Below are 20295 nucleotides of genomic sequence, written 5' to 3'. Positions count from 1 at the left end.
GAGGTGGGGTCGTCTCCGGTCGTGGACGCGACCTGGTTGATATCGGAGCTGTTGATACGACAATTCGCGGCGAAGGCTCTGATGACGGCGAGGCTTCTTGACGTTTGCGGCCGGATTTTCGTTTGGTTCGATAATCCTTGGCCTGGTCGAGGCGTAGCACCGCGGTAGCTCGCCAGGGGCGGGCTCGCCGCCTCACGTCCCTGTCCGTGCGGCAGGCCGTAAGCCCGGCGCCCGGTTCGTCGCCGGAGTGACGCCCTACCAAGGTTTCGGCTTGATCGGTGTGTGAGATTGCCTGCCGCAACGCGGATCGTGGTTCGATCACGGATCGTGGTGTGTTTAGGTGGGCGTCCCCGCCGATGGAGTGAAGCATGCCCGAACCGGTTGATCTATTGAACGATGACGCCGCAGACACGGCAGCGGATTCGCCGGTGTTCGTGGACGCGACGGGGCGGCGGCGGAAGATCTTCCGCCGAGTGGCCGTCGGCGGAGGGGTTCTGACGATCGGGTACGTCGCGGTTCTGGTCGCCGCGTTGCTGGGTGCCCCGGTTCCGGCGCCGCTGCTCGTCCCGATCACGCAGCTCGGCCCCGGGCACACCGACGTCGCGACCACGCCCGCGGATCCGCCGGAGCAGAGCACCACGACCGACGCCTCGCCGGCACCGGAATCCAGGGCCGACTCCACCCCTGGCCGTGGCGGCGCCGGTCCGGTCGACACCGGCGGGGTGCCCTCGGCCACCACCGGGCAGCCGCCCGCCGAGACGGTTTCAGGCCCCGACCACCGCAATACCCACGCCCCGGACACACCACCGGGTCAGGCTGACCACAGCAAGAAGCCGCGGCCCTGATGGCCACCGGCCGCCACCGGCCGCGGAGAGGCGCTCCGGCCCCACGCGCGCACTGGTTCCTGCTGATCGTGGTGCTGGCCGCCGTCGTCGGCCTGCTCGCGCTGCACGCCGTGGTTCTGGGGGAGTTCCACAGCGACGAGACCGCGCCCCAGATGACCTCGTCAGGCGTGCCCGACGAGGTGCGCACCGGCGGCTCCCTGATCGATGACCGCAACGGCTCGCCGGACGTGCGGCGCCCGCCGGACAAGACGCTGGCCCTGACCTTCGACGACGGACCCGACCCGACCTGGACTCCGGCGGTCCTCGCCGTTCTCGACCGCTATCACGTCAAGGCCACGTTCTTCGTCACCGGCGGGCACGCGGCCGAGTACCCGGGGCTGGTGCGCGACATCGCGGCTCACGGTCACGACATCGGCAACCACACGGCCACCCACGTCGATCTCCGTTCGGCCAGCGACCTGCGTACGCAGCTCGAGCTGCGCTTCACCGATCTCGCCGTGGCCGGTGCGGCCGGGAAGTCCCCGGCGTTGGTCCGTCCGCCGTACTCCGCCACGCCCGCTTCGATCGACAACCCGGCCTGGGCGTCGATCCAGCGGATCGGCGCCGACGGCAAGATCGCTGTGCTCTCCGACACGGACTCCGAAGACTGGCAGCGGCCCGGGATCGCTTCGATCGTCGCGAACTCGACCCCGAAGGACGATCGGGGAACCGTCCTGCTCATGCACGACGCGGGCGGTGATCGTTCGCAGACCGTCGCCGCGCTCGACCGGCTGATCCCGGAGCTGCAGGCCAAGGGGTGGCGGCTGGGTCCGGTGAGCGCCGCGGTCGGTCTCGGCTCGGCCGGGGCTCCCGCCGGTTTCGGCCAGCGAGCGGCCGGCTGGCTGCTGATCGGCGCGGTGCAGGCCAGCGGCGTGGTCGCGAGTGCGCTGACCGTGCTGCTGATCGTCGCCGGTGTGCTCGCCGGGCTGCGCACCTTGGTCACGCTGATCACCACCGCGATGCACGTCCGGCGGCGCCGGTCGAGGAGGCTCGGCGCCGTCACCGCACCGGTGACCGTCATCGTCCCCGCCTACAACGAGCGGGCCGGGATCGAGGCCACGATCCGCTCGGTCCTCGCCTCCGACCACCGCGTCGCGCTGATCGTCGTCGACGACGGGTCGACCGACGGCACCGCCGAACTCGTCGAGAAGTACGTCGGCCGGCGCGTCCGGCTGATCCGCCAGGCGAACGCGGGGAAGGCCGCGGCGCTCAACGCCGGCATCGCCGCGGCGAGCACGGACCTCGTGGTGCTCGTCGACGGAGACACGGTGCTGGAACCCGGCACCGTGCGCACCTTGGTCCAGCACTTCGCCGACCCCGGGATCGGGGCGGTGTCCGGCAACGCGAAGGTCGGCAACCGCCGCGGCCTGCTCGGGCAGTGGCAGCACATCGAGTACGTCATCGGGTTCAACCTCGACCGCCGGCTCTACGACGTGCTGCAGTGCATGCCGACCGTGCCGGGCGCGATCGGGGCCTTCCGCCGGTCCGCGGTGCTGCGGCTCGGCGGCATTCCCGTCGACACGCTGGCCGAGGACACGGATCTGACCATGGCCATGGAACGCGCCGGCTGGCGGGTCGTCTACGAGCAGGAGGCGCGGGCCTGGACCGAGGCGCCGACGACGCTCGGGCAGCTGTGGAAGCAGCGGTACCGGTGGTGCTACGGGACGCTGCAGGCGGTGTGGAAGCACCGCCGTGCCGTGCTCGAACGCGGTGCTGCCGGCCGCCTGGGCCGGCGTGGCCTGCCGTACCTGCTGCTGTTCCAGGTGCTGCTCCCGGTGCTGGCGCCTCTCGTGGACGCCGCCGCGCTCTTCGCGATCCTCACCAGCGACGGGCTCGCCGTCGGCGCGTACTGGCTGGTTTTCCTGGCGCTGCAAGCGATACCCGCGGGGATCGCGTTCCGGCTCGACGGTGAGCGCCTGCGTTCGCTGTTGCTGCTTCCCCTTCAGCAGTTCGTGTACCGGCAGCTGATGTACCTCGTCGTCGTGCAGTCCGTGGTGACCGCGCTCGCCGGGGCGCAGCTGCCGTGGCAGAAGCTTCAGCGCACCGGCCTCGACGCCGACGCTGCGAACCTGCCCGGCGGCTCGTAGCGGGCACCGCATCGCGGTGGGTCCGGGATCCGTGAGCTTCGCTCACGGCTCGTCAGCAGGAGGCCCCACCCCTGCGCCGTGATCGTCTCAGTGCGCACGTCGAAGGAGCCCCCGCCGCCGGCCATCAGTGAACTCCGGTCCCGGGTGCGGCCTGGTGATCGAGCAACCGCGTCTCGAGGCCGGCTCAGTTGCGGGACAGGTCGTCGGTCGCGTGGCGGCTCTGGTGTGCCGCAGGAACCCGGCGAGCAGCTCGGGTTCGGCCTCGCTGTAGTCCGCGAGGATCTCGGCCATCGCCGTGTTCCTCCCGGCGTGGAGCCGGAACAGCTCCCGTTGCGCCCGCGCACGATCCAGCCGCCGTGCGCCGTCCGCCGACCTGGTGGTGGAACAGCGACAGCTGGGTGCGCAGCTCGCGCAACGACTCCTTGACGGCCAACGTCGAACGCCGCCGGCGATGGGCCTGGCGCGGATGACCGGATAGTACGTAACTCATATGATATGATAATCGTATGGCACGAACTCAGGCTCGGGGATGCCCGTCATGAGACTCACGCTCTTCGCCGCGACCGGGGGTACCGGCGGCCACGTGCTCGACCGAGCCGTGGCCGCCGGTCACGACGTCACCGCCGTCGTCCGCGACCCCGGCGCGCTCCGCGCATCTGTGCGCACCGTCGTCGCGGACCTGAACGACCCCGACCCGGCAGTCCTCGAGGCGGCCGTGGCGGGCGCGGACGCCGTGCTTTCCGGGCTGGGGCCGCGCAAGGCGGCCGAGTACGGCATCGTCTCGCGCGGCACGCGCGCCATCGTCACGGCAATGCGGGCGGCGCGCGTGCGCCGGCTCGTCGTCGTCAGCGTCGCGGGGGTGCTCGCGCTGCCGACACCCGCACGGCCGCACCCGCCGGGCGACCCCGGCGTGGGGGTCTTTGTGCGGACCGTGCTGAGCCCCCTCGCGCGGCTGCGCCTGGGCCGGCACTACGCCGACGTGGCGCGGATGGAGGACGACCTGCGCGCCAGCGGGCCCGACTGGACGTCGGTGCAGCTGCCGGTGCTCACCAATCGGCCGCCCACCGGGCACTACCGGACGTCCTGCGAGCAGAGCGTCCCGCGCGGCTACCGCATCGCACGGGCCGATGCCGCCCACTTCGTGCTCGCGTGCCTCGGGATGCCCGAGACCGTGGGGCACTCGATCGCCGTCGCGTACTGACCCTGGAGCGTCCCCGATGTCCACCACTTTCCTCGTCGTGACTCTGATCGCCGTGCTGTGCAACGGTTTCTCCGGCATCGCCGCGTTGCTCCACTTCGGACCCATCCTGCCGGGCATGACCCGCGCCGGGGTGCCGGAGTCCTGGCTGACGTTCCCGATCGGCACGCTCAAGACCGCCGGCGCGGTCGGGTTGCCGGCAGGGGTCCTGGGCGTCCCGCAAGTGGGCCGGGCGGCCGCGATCGGCCTCGTGCTGTTCTTCGTTTGCGCCCTCTACACCCACACCCGCGCACGTGACTACACCGCGCAGTTCGGGCTTGCCGTCGCCTTCCTGCTGCTCAACGTCGCCGCCCTGCTGCTGGGCCTGCAGGCCGCTTGACCCGCGCTGGCCGTGCGGCCGGTCCGACGTCAGGCACCGGCCGGCCTCGCGACGAGCCGGGCCTGCCCGGCCGCGGCAGACACGTCGCTGCACGCGGCCGGAGCGGCCCATCGCCTACGCGGGCTCCTCGTAGCGGATGTCGTACTCGGCGGCGATGGGGTTGATCTTCCGCGGGTCCAGCGCCCCGTCGGTCAGCACCGCCGGGCCGGCTTCGAACAGGTCCTCCAGGTAGCACTCCCAGCCGCCCGGTGACGAGATCTGCAGCAATCGCGGCGGTGGCGACGACACGCGGCGCAGTGCGTGCGGGACCCCGTGCGGCAGCAGGACGAACATGCCTTTCGTCGCGGTGAACACACGGTCGTCGAAGTCGACGCCGAGCTCACCGTCCAGTACGTAGATGCACTCGTCCGCGACGTGGTGCGTGTGCCGCGGGATGTCGCGGGCGAGAACCACCTCCAGCAGCGAGAACCGGCCTTCGGTATCGCTGGTCATGGCCTTCACCGCGAAGGCCGGAGGCAGTGGTACGCGCCCTGGGCGTACCTCGCCGGGTTCGAGCAGAAAAAAACGATCGTCGGGCATGGGTGATACCCTCCATCTGCCAAGAATCGGAACCGGACTCCGACTCCGTATTACTGAGTGTATCCGTGGAGAGAACGCAGTTGTCAAGTTCGCCACCGCGCAAGCCGCGAGCCGACGCCGCGCGTAACCGCGCCCGGATTCTTGCGGTCGCCCGCACCCTGCTTGCCGAGCACGGCAGCGAGGTGCAACTACCCGAAGTAGCTCGCGCTGCCGGAGTCGGCACCGGCACGGTGTATCGCCATTTCCCCACCCAGCGTGACCTCGTCGAGGCCGCGGCCGAACTGCGCTTCGCCGAGATCGAGGAGTTCGCCCGCACCCGATGCCTGCGCGCCGAACCAGGACACGCGCTGGCCGGCTACCTCCACCACGTCGGCGAGGTGCTGGCCGCCGACCGCGGACTCTCCGAGTCGATCGAGGGCGCGCGGCAGTCGGCGAGCAGTGAACCGCGAGGCGAGACCCGCGCCCAACTCGAAACCGTCGTCGGTGAGCTCATCGAGCGCGACCGGGGGGCCGGCACGCTCCGCGACGACTGCACGGTCGCGGACGTGTACATGATCGTCGGGTCGGTCTCGGCGACCATCCGCAGCGAAGCCGGCGACTGGCGGCGCTTGCTCGAGATCGTGCTCGACGGGCTGCGCCCACCGACCGGCGCGCGCTGAGCAAACGCCTCAGCCGGCGGCCAGTTCATCGGCGGCGTCGCACACGACCGAGCACGATCCCGGCACCGTGCAGCTCATCTTGGCCAACGCGACCTACCTCAGCGGGCGGATCGCCGACGCCCACGCCCGATTTCGGTTCTTGCCAAGGCTGCGGCCTGTCGCGGTGGTCAGCTGCTGCTTTCGCGGACTTGGAGGGTCGGGGTGAGGCGGGCGGACTCGGCGGGTTCGCCGTGCATGACGGCGTGCAGGAGACGCACGGCGGCCTGGCCGATCTCGAACATCGGGGAGCGCACAGAGGACAGCGGGATCGGCAGCTCGGCGGCCAGCGAGGTGTCGTTGAACCCGACGACCGCGCAGTCGCGGCCCACGGTGAGGCCGTGGGAGCGCAGCGCGCCCATCGCGCCGATCGCGGCGAAGTCGTTGACCGCGAACAACGCCGACGGGCGGCGGCCCGAGGCGAGGATCTGCTCGGCGGCTTCCCGGCCGCCCTGGGTGTCGAAGCGGGACAGCACGATGTCGTCGGCGGCGATGTCGCCGCCGAGTTCACGCCAGCGGTGGACGAAGCCGGCGGTGCGGTCCACGCCGGTGGTCGCGTAGGCCTCGCCGGCGATCACGCAGACGTCGCGGTGTCCCTTGTCCCACAGGTGTTCGGCGACCAGTTCGCCGCCGCGGGTGTCGTCGCAGGTGGCGGACGGGATCTCGGGGTGGTGGCGGTTCATGAGCACGAACGGCACGGCCCGGCGGCGCAGGTCGGACAGCACCACGTCGACGTCCAGGTGCCGGTCGCCGATGATCAGCCCGTCGACGCGGCGGGCGAGCATCAGCTCGACCTTGCGGCGCTGCTCGTCCACGTCGTCGCGGGAGTTGGTGACGAACGAGGAGTAACCGATGGTCGCCGCTTCGGCTTCGACTCCCTCGTACATCACGGCCAGCACGAGGTCGGACAGCCGTGGCACGACCACGCCGAGCAGCCGCGTGCGGCGCGTGCGCAGGCCGGACGCCTGCGGGTCGGGGGAGTAGCCGAGCTCGGCGGCGAGCTCCCGGATCCGGCGCGCGGTGGCGTCCGACGCCGCGCCGCGTGCCGATTCCGGATCGGAGTGCAGCACACGGGACACGGTCGACGGGTGGATGCCCAGCTGCTGGGCCAGATCCTTCAAGGTCGGCACGTGCTCGACGGCCGCCCCGTCTCCGGCGGCCGTGCCATCGCCTTCCCGCGCAGCCTTCGCCCTGGGCAAGCCCCCACCTCTCCGCGGGGTATTGACCCCGATTCGACGCACACCGTACAGTCCGCAGCCATCGTACCCAATCGTTTGGGTACGCCACGGGCACCGTAACCCAAACGATTGGGTTCGGAAACGACCAGGTAACGACGGAGGTAGAGCGTTCGTGACGACCGGCCGGACGAGGGAACGAGGTGAGCACGTCGTGCTGCTCGCGACCGGCGGCACGATCTCCTCCCGCAGCCGTGCGGAGCTGGACGGCGCCGCCGTCGCCTCGGACGGCGCCGACGACCTGCTGCGCAGCACCGGCGGGCCGCACTCGCTGCCAGTGCGCGTGGTCGACGTGCTGCGGGTCGGTTCGTACATGCTCGACGTGGACGACATGCTGCTAGTCTGCGCCCGGATCCGTGAAGCGCTGGCTGACCCCGCGGTGGTCGGCGTCGTGGTCACGCACGGCACCGACACCATGGAGGAGACGGCGTTCCTCGCCGACCTCGTGCACGCGGACCCGCGCCCGGTGGTGTTCACCGGCGCGCAGCGGGCCGCGGACGCGCCCAACCCGGACGGCCCGGACAACCTGGCCCGCGCCCTGGCCCTTGCGGGCACGCCCGACACCCGCGACCGCGGGGTGCTGGTCTGCTTCGCAGGCGAGGTGTTCGCCGCCCGCGGGGTGCGCAAGTCGGAAACCCTGCTGGCCCACGCGTTCAGCAATCCCGACGAGGGCCGCGACGGCTGGGCCGGCGACCGGCCCGAGCCGCTGCCGCTGCCGGACGGCGGCGCCGGCTGCCGCGTCGACTTGGTGGCGTCCTACCCGGGCGCCGACGCGGCGCACCTGCGCGCGTCGCTGGCCGCCGGCGCGGCCGGAATCGTGCTGCAGGGGACCGGGATCGGCAACGCCAACCCGGTGCTGTGCGAGGCCGTCGCCGCGGCCACCGCGCGGGGCCTGGTGGTGGTCACCAGCACTCGCGTCGAGGCCGGCCCGGTCGTCCCGGTGTACGGCGCCGGCGGCGGCAAGGACCTGCTGGCCGCCGGCGCGATCCCGACTGGGCTGCTACGTCCTTCCCAGTCGCTCATCCTGCTGTCTTTGCTCCTGCGGCTCGGGTGGTCCCGCGAAGACATCGCGGCGGCCTTCGCGCGGAGGGGAGGCGAACCCTGATTCCGTTGCTCGGCCCGCATCCGTTGTTCCCCACTCCACGAAAGGCTTGTTCATGACGAAGGACATCCAGGTCGCGTTCGGCATCGACGTCGATGCCGTGGCCGGCCAGCTCGGCTCCTACGGCGGTGAAGACTCGCCCTGCGACATCTCCCGCGGGATGTTCAGCGGCGAGGTCGGCGGCCCGCGGTTGCTGCGTCTGTTCGAGCGGTACGGGCTGACCACGACGTGGTTCGTGCCCGGCCACTCCATCGAGACCTTCCCCGACCTGACCCGCGCCATCGTCGACGCCGGGCACGAGATCGGTGCGCACGGCTACTCGCACGAGAACCCGATCGCGATGACCCGCGAGCAGGAGACGGCCATCCTGGACCGCTCGATCGACCTGATCGAGAAGGCCGCCGGCCGCCGGCCCACCGGCTACGTGGCGCCGTGGTGGGAATTTTCCCCCGTCACCAACGAGATCCTGCTCGAACGCGGCATCAAGTACGACCACTCGCTGATGCACCGCGACTTCGAGCCGTACTACGTCCGGGTCGGCGACAGCTGGACCAAGATCGACTACGCCCAGCCGGCCGAGACCTGGATGAAGCCCCTGGTCCGCGGCGAGGAGACGGACCTGGTCGAGATCCCGGCGAACTGGTACCTCGACGACCTGCCGCCGATGATGTTCGTCAAGGCGTCGGCCAACTCGCACGGCTTCGTCAGCCCGCGCGAGCTCGGCCAGACCTGGCAGGACCAGTTCGACTGGGTCTACCGCGAGATGGACCAGGCCACCTTCACCATGACCATCCACCCGGACGTGTCCGGGCGGCCGCAGGTGCTGCTCATGCTGGAGCGGCTCATCGACCACATCAACTCCCACGATGGCGTCAGCTGGCTGACCTTCGACCAGATCGCCGACTCCTTCCTCGCCCGCAACCCCCGGAAGGGAGCCGGGTCGTGAGCGTCGAACCCCTCGACCTGACGGCGCCCGCCGTCGACGAGAAGCGCAGATTCCCCGCCTTCTCCCGGAAATCCACCCGCACCGCCACCGTCCTGGCGCTGATCGCCTGGACCATCGCGGTGTTCGACTACGGCCTGTTCGGCACGCTGCTGCCCGCGATGCAGGAGTCGTTCGGCTGGACCGCGTCCGAGGCCTACCAGATCAACACGTGGATCGCCGTGGGCACCGCGATCGTGTGCTTCGGGATCGGCCCGATCATCGACCGGCTCGGCCGCCGCCGCGGCATGATGACCACCATCGGCGGCACCGCGATCATCTCCACCCTGACCGCGCTGATCCCGGCCGCGCTCGGCGCGGTCAGCGGCGTGATCCTCACCGTCATCCGCTCGTTCGGCGGGCTCGGGTTCTCCGAGCAGGCGGTGAACGCGACCTACATGAACGAGGTCTACCAGGTCACCGAGGACGAGAAACGCCGCAAGCGCCCCGGTTTCTACTACTCGTTCATCCAGGGTGGCTGGCCGCTGGGCTTCCTGCTCTCCAGCGCGCTCGCCTTCGTCTTCCTGGACTCGCTGGGCTGGCGCGCGCTGTACGTGATGGCCGCGGTCCCGGCGGCGATCGTGGTGTGGGTGATCTGGCGCAAGCTGCGCGAGACGCCGCAGTTCGAGCTGCACCAGAAGCTGACCGAACTGGAGAAGGGCGGGCGCGCGACCGACGCGCACGCGCTGGCCGCGTCCTACGGCGTCGAGCACTCCTCGGCCTCGCCGCTCAAGCGGCTGTGGGAACCGGCGTTCCGGCGCAACACGATCGTGCTGTCGCTGGCGTGGATCCTGAACTTCTTCGGCATCGCGATCTTCAGCGTGCTGGGCAGCTCGGTGTTGAAGAACGCCAAGGACGTTTCGCTGTCCAGCGCGTTCTGGATGCTGATCGTGATCAACGCCATCGGCTACTTCGGATACGTGTTCCACGGCTGGCTCGGCGACCGGATCGGCCGCAAGCGCACCATCATCATCGGCTGGATCATCTCCGGCCTGTGCTTCGCGCTGATGCTCAGCCCGGCCGCGAGCACTTCGTTCGTGATCATCCTGACCTACGGCGCCGGGTTGTTCTTCCTGGTCGGCCCGTACGCGGCCATCCAGTACTTCATGGCCGAGTGCTACCCGGTCAGCTGCCGGGCCACTGGCACGTCGTTCATCGGCGCGATGAGCCAGCCCGGCACGATCATCGGCGGCGCCCTGTTCACCGCGGTCGCGGCGGGTTCGGGCACCGGGGCGGCGGCCCTGTGGGTCGGCGCGCTCGGCACCGTGGTCTCCGGTGTGCTGATGATCGCCGCCAAACCGCCCGTCGCCGCCCTGCGAGAGGACCACGCGGATGTCTGAGCCGAAAGCGGCGATCGTCACCGGCGCCGCCAGCGGCATCGGCCGTGCGCTGGCCGTGCACTACGCGCACCGCGGTGTGCACACGGTGATCGGCACGTTCCCCGGCGACCCGCACGACCCGGCCGAGACGCTCCGGCAGGTCGAGGCGGCGGGTGGGAAGGCCGTGGTGCACGAGGTCGACGTGCGCAGCACCGAGCAGGTGGAGGCGTTCGCGCAGCGCGCGGTGGACGAGTTCGGCCGGCTGGACTACGCGGTCGCCAACGCCGGCGTCCTGCGCAACTCCGCGCTGGCCGACCTGTCGGACGAGCGTTGGCACGACATGCTCGACGTCGACCTGACCGGCGTGCTGCGCACCCTGCGGGCCGGCTCGACCCGGATGGGCGAGGGCGGCGCGATGGTGGCGGTGTCCTCCATCGCCGGCGGCGTCTACGGCTGGGAGGACCACGCCCACTACGCCGCGGCCAAGGCCGGCGTGTTGGGCCTGGTGCGCAGCGTCGCGGTCGAACTCGGGCCGCGGCAGATCCGGGCCAACGCGGTGATCCCCGGTCTGATCGAGACGCCGCAGTCGCTCGACCCCGTCAACTCGCTCGGCCCGGACGGGCTCGCGCGCGCCGGCGGCGATATTCCGTGGGGCCGCGTCGGCCGGCCGGAGGAGGTGGCCGACGTGATCGGCTTCCTCACCTCGCCGGCCGCCGGCTACGTGACCGGTCAGGCCATCGTCGTCGACGGCGGCCTGACCGTCCGGATGCGCGCGTGACCGCCCGGACCGTCGTGGTCACCGGCGGCGCCAGCGGCATCGGCCAGGCCATCGCGACGGCGTTCCGGGCCAACGGCGACCGCGTCGCCGTGCTCGACCGGACCGCGGGCGCCGACGTGATCGCCGTGGACGTGTCCGATGAGGACAGTGTGCGTTCGGCGTTCTCCTCGGTGCGCACCGAGTTCGGGGTGGTCGACGTCCTGGTGAACTCGGCCGGTCTGCTCACCGAGTCGCCGGTCGAGGACATGGACCTGGCGGTGTGGAACGAGACCATCGCGGTCGACCTGACCGGGGTGTTCCTGTGTTGCCGGGAGGTGGTCAAGCCGATGCGGGCACAGCGGTGGGGCCGGATCATCAACATCTCCTCGCAGCTGGGCATCAAGGGCGGCACCGGCCTCGGCCACTACAGCGCGGCCAAGGCCGGGGTCATCGGGTTCACCAAAGCGGTGGCGCTGGAGGTGGCGGCGGACAACGTACTGGTCAACGCCATCGCCCCCGGCCCCATCGAAACCCCGTTGGTGGACGGCATTTCCGAGGCCTGGAAGGTGGCGAAGCGGGCCGAGCTGCCGCTGGGCCGGTTCGGCACCCCGCAGGAGGTCGCCCCGGCGGCGCTGCTGCTGGCCGACGATCCGGGCGGAAACCTGTTCGTGGGGCAGACGCTGGGGCCGAACTCCGGCGACGTGATGCCCTGAAATCACCTGCGGGAAAGGGGTTCGAGGTGTGCGGAGCCTGCGGCCGGACGGTCGTCGCCGATCCGGTGTTCCCGGACGGCCGCAGTACCCGCGGCAACCTGATCGCCGGCCAGGTCCTCGACGCGCTGTGCGCCGCGGCGGGCAACCGGATCCGGGTCAAAGGTCGCCCCGAGGGTTTCACCGTGGCCCTCCCCGGGCGGCGGCCGGTGCCGTGCGCGACCGTGGCCGAAGTCTGGTCGGCTGTGTTCGCCGCGGCGCCGGCCACCGCCATCACCCCGACCGCCGAGCTCGAAGCGCGGTACCGGACCGAGATCCGGTTGCTGCGCGCCATCATCTCGGCTTCCGGTACCGCACCACTGCCGTGATTGGTGAATCAACTCCTCGCTGCTGAGCGCACCCGCGGCCAGGCCACGCACGTGGCTCCGTTGACGCTGCCTGGCGTGCTGCACACGCGCCGCACCGCGAAAAACGTGATGCGTCGGCGGGCGCGCCCCTGATCGCGCGACTCACGACTCTGCACTTACAACGGTCCTCGGTGTCGTGGTGTCGGCAGCCCGGCGCGGCCGGTGGCATCGCGGCAGCGATCTCGGCATGTTTCGGCTCGGATCTCACCGATGGATCCCGAAAACATGCGGGAACGACGGTTCGACTCAGTGCACGAATGGACGGTTCGACATCACTGTGCGCACAGCTCGTCCAACGCCGACTGGCTCTCCTCGTCCGCGGCGCGGTGGATCACCAACAGCTGGTCCGGATCTTGAACTGGCGTCAGCGTTTCGAAATGCACTGCGATCACGCCGACGTCAGGATGCCGCATCACTTTGCGCCCGCGGCCGTTGACCTTGACGTCTCGCTCGTCCCACAATCGCGCGAATTCCTCGTCACGAGTGATGCATTCGGCGATGAGGTCGGTCAACGCCTGATCCTCCGGATGCGCAGCCCACGCGGCGCGCAGGTGGGCGACCCCCTCCCGCACGACGCGTTCGCGGTCGACATAGAACTCACGGATCTCCGGATGCATCAGGCACAGCCACATCGCATTGCGCTGCGACGGCGGCAGCGCGTCGAAATCCAGGAGCAGCCTCGCCATTTCGCCGTTCCAGGCGAGGATGTCGTAGCGGTGGTTCATCAGCATGGCAGGCAGCGGCGAGAGGTCGGCGACCAGCCGGACCAGCGACGGCGCCGCAGTGGTGGCGAGCTTGTCGCCGTTGCGGGGGCGCTGCCGGGCCAGGCCGAAGAGGTAGGCGCGTTCGTCGGGGGCCAGGCGCAGCGCCCGGGACAGCGCCTCCACCACCTCCGCTGAGGGCCGCAGCCCGCGGGCTTGTTCCAGTCGCACGATGTAGTCGACGCTGACCCCGGCCAGTTCGGCGACCTCTTCGCGGCGCAATCCCGGGGTCCGTCGGGCCTGCCGACGCGACGGCAGGCCGAAATCCTGCGGATCGAGGCGTTCGCGCCGGGTCCGCAGGAACGCGGCCAGCTCCTGTGTCACGTCCACGGCGTTGGTGATCATGGCTGGTCCAACAGCTTGGGTAGGACTGGTGTTCCCAGGAACTTCCTTCCCTTACCCCCGGCTCGCGGTGGTCGCAGGCTGGTGCTCGACGACGATCACGAGCACAGGAGGACTTGATGTCGCTCACTCTCGACACCTACCGGCTGCTGGGCCGCTCCGGGTTGCGGGTCTCACCGCTGGCCCTGGGCACGGCGACCTTCGGCACCGAGTGGGGCTGGGGCGCCGAGCGGGACGATGCGCGCAAGCTGTTCGACACCTACGTCGAGCGCGGCGGCAACTTCATCGACACCGCCAGCACCTACACCAACGGCAGCTCCGAGCGCATGCTGGGCGAATTCACTCGCGACCACCGCGAGAGCCTGGTCTTGGCGACGAAGTACACGACGTTGCGACGGCCCGGCGACCCGAACTCCGGGGGCGCTCACCGCAAGAGCCTGTTCGCGTCGGTGGAGACCAGCCTGCGGCAGCTGAACACGGACTACATCGATCTGCTCTTCCTGCACGTGTGGGACTTCACGACACCGGTCGAGGAGATCCTGCGCGGCATGGACGACCTGGTCCGCCACGGCAAGGTCCTGTACGTGGCGATGTCCAACGCTCCGGCCTGGGAGATCTCGCGCATGCAGGCGATCGCCGACCTGCGCGGCTGGTCGCCGCTGGTCGCGCTGCAGATCGAATACAGCCTCATCAACCGGGGCGGAGAACGTGACCTGATCCCGATGGCACGCACGATGGGGCTGGGGGTGACCCCGTTCTCACCGCTGGGCGGCGGAGTGCTTTCCGGCAAGTACAGTCGCACCGACCTGACCGCGACGAGCGCTGACTCCGATGAAAGCAACCGCAAGAGCTTCAACGCCGGCTTGGGCATGGTCACCGAACGCACCCTCGCCATCGCCGACGTCGTGCGGGAGGTCGCCGCGGAGGTGGGACACACATCCGCCCAGGTTGCACTGGCGTGGACCCTGCAGAACCCGGGAGTGACGGCACCCGTTGTCGGCGCTCGCACCCCCGAGCAGCTGGTGGGAAATCTGGGCGCCCTGGAGGTCGACTTCACCGCCGATCAGCTGGCCCGCCTCGACAAGGTCAGCGCGATCGACCTCGGCTACCCGCACGACATGCTCGCCAGTGATCAGATCCACGCTGCGACCGCAGGCGACCTGAAGATCCAAACCCGCCGCTGATACTCGACATAGCGGTGAGGCAGCACTACCGCCGTACTCTGATGGCGCTCTCTGAAGTGGGCCGGACGCGCTCGCTGAAATGCCCAGCTGAGGGCTGCAGCGCAACTGGTGTCAGCGGCGGAGTGTGGCAGCGGCGCCGCGGGCGCCGGCGGGGTCGCCGCAGGCGCCCGTGTCCCGAAGGGCCTGGCGACGCTGGATGCGGGCGTGGTGCGCTCGACCTCCGGGCGGGCGCCGGTGGTGCGTTTGCACCGGGGTGAGCAGTAGAGCCGGGTCTTGGCTTGCCGGCCGGTGGCCACGAACGCTTCCCAGCAGATCGGGCAGGTCTTGCGGGTCGCGTTGCAGGTCGGGTCGCGTGGGTCAGGAGGCATGCGCGTTCACCGCCTTCCGCAGCTTGTCCAATGTGAACTGAGGCGACCGGAGCCGATAAGATCGGTCCGTCCAGGCCGACGACTGTCGCGCGGTGCAGCAACCGCATCCCGCCGGACCGCAGCCCGGCGTGTCGGGCCGGAAACACCGATCTTGGAACAGTCCCATTTACCCTGTGGGCTGGGATGAATCTGAGCTGAGAGCAGGCGGTAGGCGACGTTGAGCTTCCTGGCGTCGTAGGCGATGTAGAGGCCGGCGAAGTTTTCGATCATTTCGAGGAGCCATGGGACTCTGTGGTCTCGCCGGCTTCGCGAGCTCTTTGCGCCCGGTGGGAGCGGCCAGTCCGCTCGTTCGAGGTCTTCCCTTGGCTTGCGTGTGTGTTCTCCCCGTGCCACTCCGGAAGGAACGGATCGGCGTTCATCGGGAGGAAGCCGGGTCACACGCGATCCCTCCGCTCACCGTCCGGCTCGCCGAGCAGTTCCGGGGTGACGTTCTCGTCGTAGCGGTGCAGTGCGAGCGCCCGCGCGTAGCGTTGCGCGATCCGGGTCATCACCGGTTCGCCTGGCGCCTCAGTCACGCCGAAGACGGTTCCCTGGTAGTCGAGCGGTTCCATCACCGCGGTGATGCGTTCCCACTGCTGCGGTGGGATCAGCCGAACCGGGTCACCGCCGGCGAACCAGCCGATCGGCACCGCCGTTCCCGGCGGAACCACGGTGTTCACGTGCACCACGGCCCCGAACCCGACATCGGCGCCGGACCCGATGCGCGCGCCGTTGTACAGCATCGCGCCGGTCGCGACTCGCGCGTTGCCTTCCACGACGCAGCCACTGAGGTGAGCGTGCGGCCCGACCAGGACGTGGTCCCCGAGGCGAACCGGATGGCGCAGGGAGCCGCGCAGTACTGCGTGCTCCATGATCACGCAATGCGCGCCGATCTCGACCGGCCCTCCCTCCGCGGTGAGCACGGCGCCGAAGAGGACCCGGCTGTGCGGCCCGACGGTGATATCTCCACACAGCACGGCTGTCGGGGCGATGTACGCCGACTTGTCGACCCGCGGGTGCCGGTGCTGGTGTTCGATGAAAACCGCGCCGCGGCCCACCGGATGCAGGTAGTCCTCGGGAAATGTCATCGCGGCCTCCGATCGGTGGGGAAGATCGGTACCGGCGGCGGCGAAAGCCGGGTCCGATCCCGGTTGTTCAGCGTCGTAACCCCTCACACGTCGTAGTACAAAGCGAATTCGAACGGGTGCGGGCGCAGCCGCAGCGGGTCGATTTCGTGTTCCCGCTTGAAGTCGATCCAGGTCTCGATCACGTCCGGAGTGAACACGCCACCTCTGAGGAGGAACTCGTGGTCGGTTTCCAACCGGTCGATCACAGCCTCCAGAGACCCGGGTACCTGGGCGACGTCGCGGGCTTCGTCGGGTGGCAATTCGTAGAGGTCCTTGTCGATCGGCGGCGCCGGTTCGGTCTTGTTGTGGATCCCGTCGAGGCCGGCCATCAGCATGGCGGCGAACGCGAGGTAGGGGTTGCCCGAGGAATCGGGGCAGCGGAATTCGATGCGCTTGGCCTTGGGGCTGGCGCCGGTGATCGGGATTCGGACGCAGGCGGAGCGGTTGCGCTGGGAGTACACGAGGTTGATCGGTGCCTCGTAGCCGGGGACGAGGCGGTGGTAGGAGTTCATCGTCGGGTTGGTGAAGGCCAGCAGGCTCGGCGCGTGGTGCAGGATGCCGCCGACGTAGTGGCGCCCGATGTCGGACAGGCCGCCGTAACCGGTCTCGTCGTAGAACAGGGGCCCGTTCTCGTCCCACAGGGATTGGTGGCAGTGCATGCCGGAGCCGTTGTCGCCGAAGAGCGGTTTGGGCATGAAAGTGACGGTCTTGCCGGCCGCCCAGGCGGTGTTCTTCACGATGTACTTGAACAGCTGCAGGTCGTCGGCGGCGTGCAGGAGGGTGTTGAACTTGTAGTTGACCTCGGCCTGGCCGCCGCTGCCGACCTCGTGGTGCGCCTTCTCCACGACGATCCCGACGCCGGCCAAGTTGCGCACCATCTCATCACGCAGGTCGGCGTAGTGATCCCGTGGTGGGACGGGGAAGTAGCCGCCCTTGTACGGCGTCTTGTAGCCCTGGTTCCCGCCGGCTTCGTCGGCGCCTGTGTTCCACCAGCCCTCGATCGAGTCGACCTCGTGGAAGGCGCCGTTCTCCGCGGAGTCGAACCGGACGGAGTCGAAGATGTAGAACTCCGCTTCCGGCCCGAAGAACGCCCGGTCCGCGATGCTGGATTCGGTGATGTACTGCTCGGCCTTGCGGGCGATGTTGCGCGGGTCGCGGCTGTACGCCTCGTGCGTGAACGGGTCGTGTACGAAGAAGTTCATCGCGAGCGTCTTCTGGGCTCGGAATGGGTCGACGCGGGCCGTGACCGGGTCGGGAAGCAGCAACATGTCCGACTCGTGGATCGACTGGAACCCGCGGACCGACGAGCCGTCGAAGGCGAGCCCGTCGGTGAAGGACTCCGCGTCAAAGGAGACGGCCGGGACGGTGAAATGCTGCATGATGCCGGGCAGGTCGCAGAACTGGACGTCGATGAACTGGACGTCCTCATCGGCGATGAAGCGGAGGATCTCGTCGGCGTTGGTGAACATGTTCTCCTGTCTCCTTCGCGGTATCGAGGACGGATTGCGGCGGGCTCAGGACACCAGGACGACGCCGCCGATCGCGATGGGCTGCCACCAGGCGGGTTTCGGCAGTCCGGTGGGCGCCGGCGGATCGACGCAGGCGCGGAGAGCCATCCCGGGTGGGCCGCCGAGCGGCATGGCCGGACTTGTCATGGGCGCGCACCCCAACCTGTATTGCTGGGATCGTGGACCAGGTAGGGACCGTTGGCGGCCGAAGCCGCGGTTCGGGTCCGGCGAGCCCCACCGCCGGGCGCAGTTGCGCTGGGGAATGAGTTTACTGCACATCGAGGACGCCTACGGTGAGCTTGGCGAACCTCTTCTTCCAACGCGGCACAGTATTGCTGTGCGGCCTGGAACTACCCACTGACACCGACCCCGGATAACGGTCCTCGCCCGGAAAATTGAGAATCTCCAACGGGACGTCGCACTACACCGGCGAATGTGCGCGACATCCGGCGTCAGACTGTCGCTCCACCGCCGGCAGCGGGCGGGCATCCGCCCCGAGCCCGGTCAGGACCACGGCTCGGGACATCGGGAGTTCCTCTCGTAGTCGCGTGAGTTCACTGCCTGCACCACGTGTCATACCGGGGTCGGGATCGCGGTGCCGTCGTTGCAGTAGGTCGTCAGGCGGACCGTGCGGGTTCGGCTCGGCGGGTCGAGCACGCTCGTTTGCGGCTGCCGTTCGGGCCTGTGGCAAGGGAGGTCGATTCTTCGTGCCGGTCACGGCCGGAGCCTGTTGTTCTCGGGCGGGGTCAGGCCCCGTCGGATCTGGCTGTCGGCGGTTGCCACGATCGTCTCGGTGACATCCCGGGGCTTCCAGTCCAGCATCGTGCGGGCCTTTTCATTGCTGATGACCGGGATCCGGCCTTGCAGGGCCGCGGCGTCCCGCAGGGCCGGCTGTGTCTTCGCGGCCTCGTGTACCTGCTCAACGGTCAGTTCGACGGTAGGCAGCATGGCGGCTGCGGCGGGGAAGTGCTCACGCAGGATCTGTGCCATTTGGAAGAAGCTGATCGACGATCCGCTCACGGCGATGAAGCGCTCGCCCGCCGCGTTCGGGTGCAGCATGGCCCGCAGATGCAGGTCCACGACGTCACGTACGTCGACGACGCCGAAGTACATGATCGGCACCGAGGGCATCTGCCCGGTCAGCATGCCTCTGACCAGGCCTACCGAGCCGGACGGCCGGGTGCCCAGTTGGGGGCCGAAAATGCCGGTGGGGTTGACGACGGTCAGCTCGATGTCTTCGTGGGTGTCGACGTAGTTCCAGGCCGCACGTTCGGCGAGGACCTTCGACTTGTGGTAGGCGGGCAGGCCCTCGGTGTCCGGGTCGGTCCAGTCCGCCTCCGAGTAGTGGTTGTCGGGCTTCACCGTGTATCCGACTGCGGCGTACGAGGACGTCATCACGATCCGCGTTACCCCGGCCTTTCGGGCCGCGGAGATGACCCGCAGCGCACCGTCACGGGCGGGGATGATGAGTTCGTCCTCGGTCTCGGGCGCAGTGGTGGGGAAGGGCGACGCGTGGTGCAGTACGTGACTGACGCCGCGCATGGCTTCCTCCCAGCCCTCGTCGGCGCTGAGGTTGGCGACAGCGAACTCCAGCCGATCCGCCGGATCCACCTCGGCTTGCTGGAGGGCTGCGAGTACCGCGGCCTCCTGTCCGGACTCCCGAACCGTCACGCGGGTCTGATACCCCTCGTGCAGCAGCCGGGCGATCGAGTGTCCGCCGACGAAACCGGTACCGCCGGTGACCAGTACTGTCCCGCGTTCGAGGTTGGAGACGGTGAGATCGTCTGTGCTCATTTTTGTTCGGTCCTTCAGTGTGTGAATTGTTCAAGTACGCGCATGATCGCTGCGCCCGCGCGCTTCTCGGCGGTGGCGTCCCCACGGACCCGGGCGTCCCACAGATCCGCCTTTCGCCGCAGATACGTCAGGCGCAGCTGAAGCTGCTCAATGTCAGCGGCCAGCTTTTCCGCCTGCGAGGCGAACAGATCCCGCTGATCGGCCGCCGCGGAGTCTCCGCGGGCGAGCAGGTCCAGGTAGCGGCGCATCCCGCTTACCGTCACTCCCGCCGAACGCAGGCAAGACAGTGCCTCGACGCGGGCCGCAGTCGCCGGCTCGTACCGGCGATGACCACTGGACTCGTCCCGGGCGACCGCTCCGAGCAGGCCGATCTTCTCGTAGTAGCGAAGCGTGGGCTCACTGAAACCCGACCGTCGCGCCATCTCCTGAACGGTCAGACCCGCTGCTTGCTCTCCGGTCGCTGCTGCCATGGGGGAAGCCTCCGATACTTGAAGCGCTTGAAGTCAAGCCCACACATAGATCAATGGGACGCATGTCACCGATCAACAACGTCCATGGTCACTACACCTAGCTCCGGCGCACTCGGGGGATGAGGGCGGAGATTCGCGGCTCAGACATCCAACCACCGCTTGACCGGCGCCAGCTTCCGGCTAATCCGACATATCGGCTGGAGATGGCGGTGTGGAGAGTTGTACGCACTCCGTCGGAGTGTCTGCTCGACGAAGTCGGACGCTGGGGGATGAATCCCCGGAAATCTCGGCGTGGCGCTTGCTTTGTGCAGGGATCCGATGATGCGTCCCGGATCGGCAGTTGCCGGAGACCGGTGGTTGACACCTTT

Annotated in this window: 20 protein-coding genes; 12 read left to right on the top strand and 8 right to left on the bottom strand. The window is 69.3% G+C overall.

Annotation, left to right across the window (positions count from 1 at the left end):
- Positions 1–368 precede the first annotated feature (368 nt).
- The 4 genes from AB0H62_RS41005 (at position 369) to AB0H62_RS40990 (ending at position 4548) form a co-directional block, all read left to right on the top strand.
- On the top strand, positions 369–845 hold the full coding sequence (locus tag AB0H62_RS41005; protein WP_220238776.1) for a hypothetical protein: 477 nt from the start codon (positions 369–371) through the stop codon (positions 843–845).
- Positions 845–2971 carry a bifunctional polysaccharide deacetylase/glycosyltransferase family 2 protein gene (locus AB0H62_RS41000; protein WP_220238777.1) on the top strand — a complete coding sequence of 709 codons (2127 nt, stop codon included), beginning with the start codon at positions 845–847 and terminating at the stop codon, positions 2969–2971. Before AB0H62_RS41005 ends, AB0H62_RS41000 begins: the two co-directional genes overlap by 1 nt.
- Positions 2972–3509: 538 nt before the next feature.
- Positions 3510–4172 (top strand): NAD(P)H-binding protein, encoded by a 663-nt coding sequence (locus tag AB0H62_RS40995; RefSeq protein WP_220238778.1) that lies wholly within the window; start codon positions 3510–3512, stop codon positions 4170–4172.
- Positions 4173–4188: 16 nt separating this feature from the next.
- Positions 4189–4548, top strand: coding sequence for a DoxX family protein (locus AB0H62_RS40990; RefSeq protein WP_220238779.1), 360 nt, complete (start codon positions 4189–4191; stop codon positions 4546–4548).
- Positions 4549–4662: 114 nt separating this feature from the next.
- Here AB0H62_RS40990 and AB0H62_RS40985 read toward each other — a convergent pair whose 3' ends face one another.
- Complete coding sequence (locus AB0H62_RS40985; RefSeq protein WP_255637742.1) at positions 4663–5040, bottom strand: cupin domain-containing protein; 378 nt, start codon at positions 5038–5040, stop codon at positions 4663–4665.
- 152 nt (positions 5041–5192) lie between these two features.
- Here AB0H62_RS40985 and AB0H62_RS40980 point away from each other — a divergent pair, with 152 nt between their 5' ends.
- Complete coding sequence (locus tag AB0H62_RS40980; protein ID WP_360591944.1) at positions 5193–5786, top strand: helix-turn-helix domain-containing protein; 594 nt, start codon at positions 5193–5195, stop codon at positions 5784–5786.
- A gap of 167 nt (positions 5787–5953) precedes the next feature.
- Here the strand turns inward: AB0H62_RS40980 and AB0H62_RS40975 are convergent, their stop codons facing one another.
- Positions 5954–7021: a LacI family DNA-binding transcriptional regulator gene (locus tag AB0H62_RS40975; RefSeq protein WP_360591943.1), complete on the bottom strand. Its 1068-nt coding sequence runs from the start codon at positions 7019–7021 to the stop codon at positions 5954–5956.
- A gap of 151 nt (positions 7022–7172) precedes the next feature.
- Between AB0H62_RS40975 and AB0H62_RS40970 the strand changes: the two genes are divergently transcribed.
- From AB0H62_RS40970 to AB0H62_RS40945, 6 genes are read left to right on the top strand one after another with little or no spacing between them, the layout of a single operon-like run.
- Positions 7173–8162 (top strand): asparaginase, encoded by a 990-nt coding sequence (locus AB0H62_RS40970; RefSeq protein WP_360591942.1) that lies wholly within the window; start codon positions 7173–7175, stop codon positions 8160–8162.
- Positions 8163–8214: 52 nt separating this feature from the next.
- Positions 8215–9105 carry a polysaccharide deacetylase gene (locus tag AB0H62_RS40965; protein ID WP_360591941.1) on the top strand — a complete coding sequence of 297 codons (891 nt, stop codon included), beginning with the start codon at positions 8215–8217 and terminating at the stop codon, positions 9103–9105.
- Positions 9102–10481, top strand: a complete 1380-nt coding sequence (locus tag AB0H62_RS40960) for an MFS transporter (RefSeq protein ID WP_360591940.1) — start codon at positions 9102–9104, stop codon at positions 10479–10481. The genes AB0H62_RS40965 and AB0H62_RS40960 overlap by 4 nt, the downstream gene beginning before the upstream one ends.
- Positions 10474–11238, top strand: a complete 765-nt coding sequence (locus AB0H62_RS40955; protein ID WP_220238784.1) for an SDR family oxidoreductase — start codon at positions 10474–10476, stop codon at positions 11236–11238. Before AB0H62_RS40960 ends, AB0H62_RS40955 begins: the two co-directional genes overlap by 8 nt.
- A complete protein-coding gene (locus AB0H62_RS40950; RefSeq protein ID WP_360591939.1) occupies positions 11235–11930 on the top strand; it encodes an SDR family oxidoreductase in 696 nt (231 codons plus the stop codon). The genes AB0H62_RS40955 and AB0H62_RS40950 overlap by 4 nt, the downstream gene beginning before the upstream one ends.
- A 26-nt stretch (positions 11931–11956) precedes the next feature.
- Complete coding sequence (locus AB0H62_RS40945) at positions 11957–12295, top strand: hypothetical protein (RefSeq protein ID WP_360591938.1); 339 nt, start codon at positions 11957–11959, stop codon at positions 12293–12295.
- A gap of 311 nt (positions 12296–12606) precedes the next feature.
- On the opposite strand, the gene AB0H62_RS40940 is transcribed toward AB0H62_RS40945, so the two are convergent.
- Positions 12607–13440 carry a helix-turn-helix transcriptional regulator gene (locus AB0H62_RS40940; RefSeq protein ID WP_360591937.1) on the bottom strand — a complete coding sequence of 278 codons (834 nt, stop codon included), beginning with the start codon at positions 13438–13440 and terminating at the stop codon, positions 12607–12609.
- A gap of 116 nt (positions 13441–13556) precedes the next feature.
- Here AB0H62_RS40940 and AB0H62_RS40935 point away from each other — a divergent pair, with 116 nt between their 5' ends.
- On the top strand, positions 13557–14621 hold the full coding sequence (locus tag AB0H62_RS40935; protein WP_360591936.1) for an aldo/keto reductase: 1065 nt from the start codon (positions 13557–13559) through the stop codon (positions 14619–14621).
- A gap of 802 nt (positions 14622–15423) precedes the next feature.
- Here the strand turns inward: AB0H62_RS40935 and AB0H62_RS40930 are convergent.
- From AB0H62_RS40930 to AB0H62_RS40910, 5 genes are all read right to left on the bottom strand, one after another.
- Entirely contained in the window at positions 15424–16116 is a 693-nt protein-coding gene (locus tag AB0H62_RS40930; protein ID WP_220238789.1) for a gamma carbonic anhydrase family protein, read from the bottom strand.
- Positions 16117–16199: 83 nt separating this feature from the next.
- The gene (gene glnA, locus AB0H62_RS40925; protein ID WP_220238790.1) at positions 16200–17624 is read right to left on the bottom strand and encodes a type I glutamate--ammonia ligase; all 1425 of its coding nucleotides are present in this window, start codon (positions 17622–17624) and stop codon (positions 16200–16202) included.
- Between the two features lie 45 nt (positions 17625–17669).
- Complete coding sequence (locus AB0H62_RS40920; protein WP_220238791.1) at positions 17670–17810, bottom strand: hypothetical protein; 141 nt, start codon at positions 17808–17810, stop codon at positions 17670–17672.
- A gap of 567 nt (positions 17811–18377) precedes the next feature.
- Positions 18378–19457 carry an NAD-dependent epimerase/dehydratase family protein gene (locus tag AB0H62_RS40915; RefSeq protein ID WP_360591935.1) on the bottom strand — a complete coding sequence of 360 codons (1080 nt, stop codon included), beginning with the start codon at positions 19455–19457 and terminating at the stop codon, positions 18378–18380.
- Positions 19458–19471: 14 nt separating this feature from the next.
- A complete protein-coding gene (locus tag AB0H62_RS40910) occupies positions 19472–19927 on the bottom strand; it encodes a MerR family transcriptional regulator (protein WP_220238793.1) in 456 nt (151 codons plus the stop codon).
- Between the last annotated feature and the right edge of the window lie 368 nt (positions 19928–20295).

Source organism: Amycolatopsis sp. NPDC050768, from assembly GCF_040654155.1.
Taxonomy (GTDB): Bacteria; Actinomycetota; Actinomycetes; order Mycobacteriales; family Pseudonocardiaceae; genus Amycolatopsis.
This window is presented reverse-complemented; position numbering and strand designations above follow the sequence as displayed.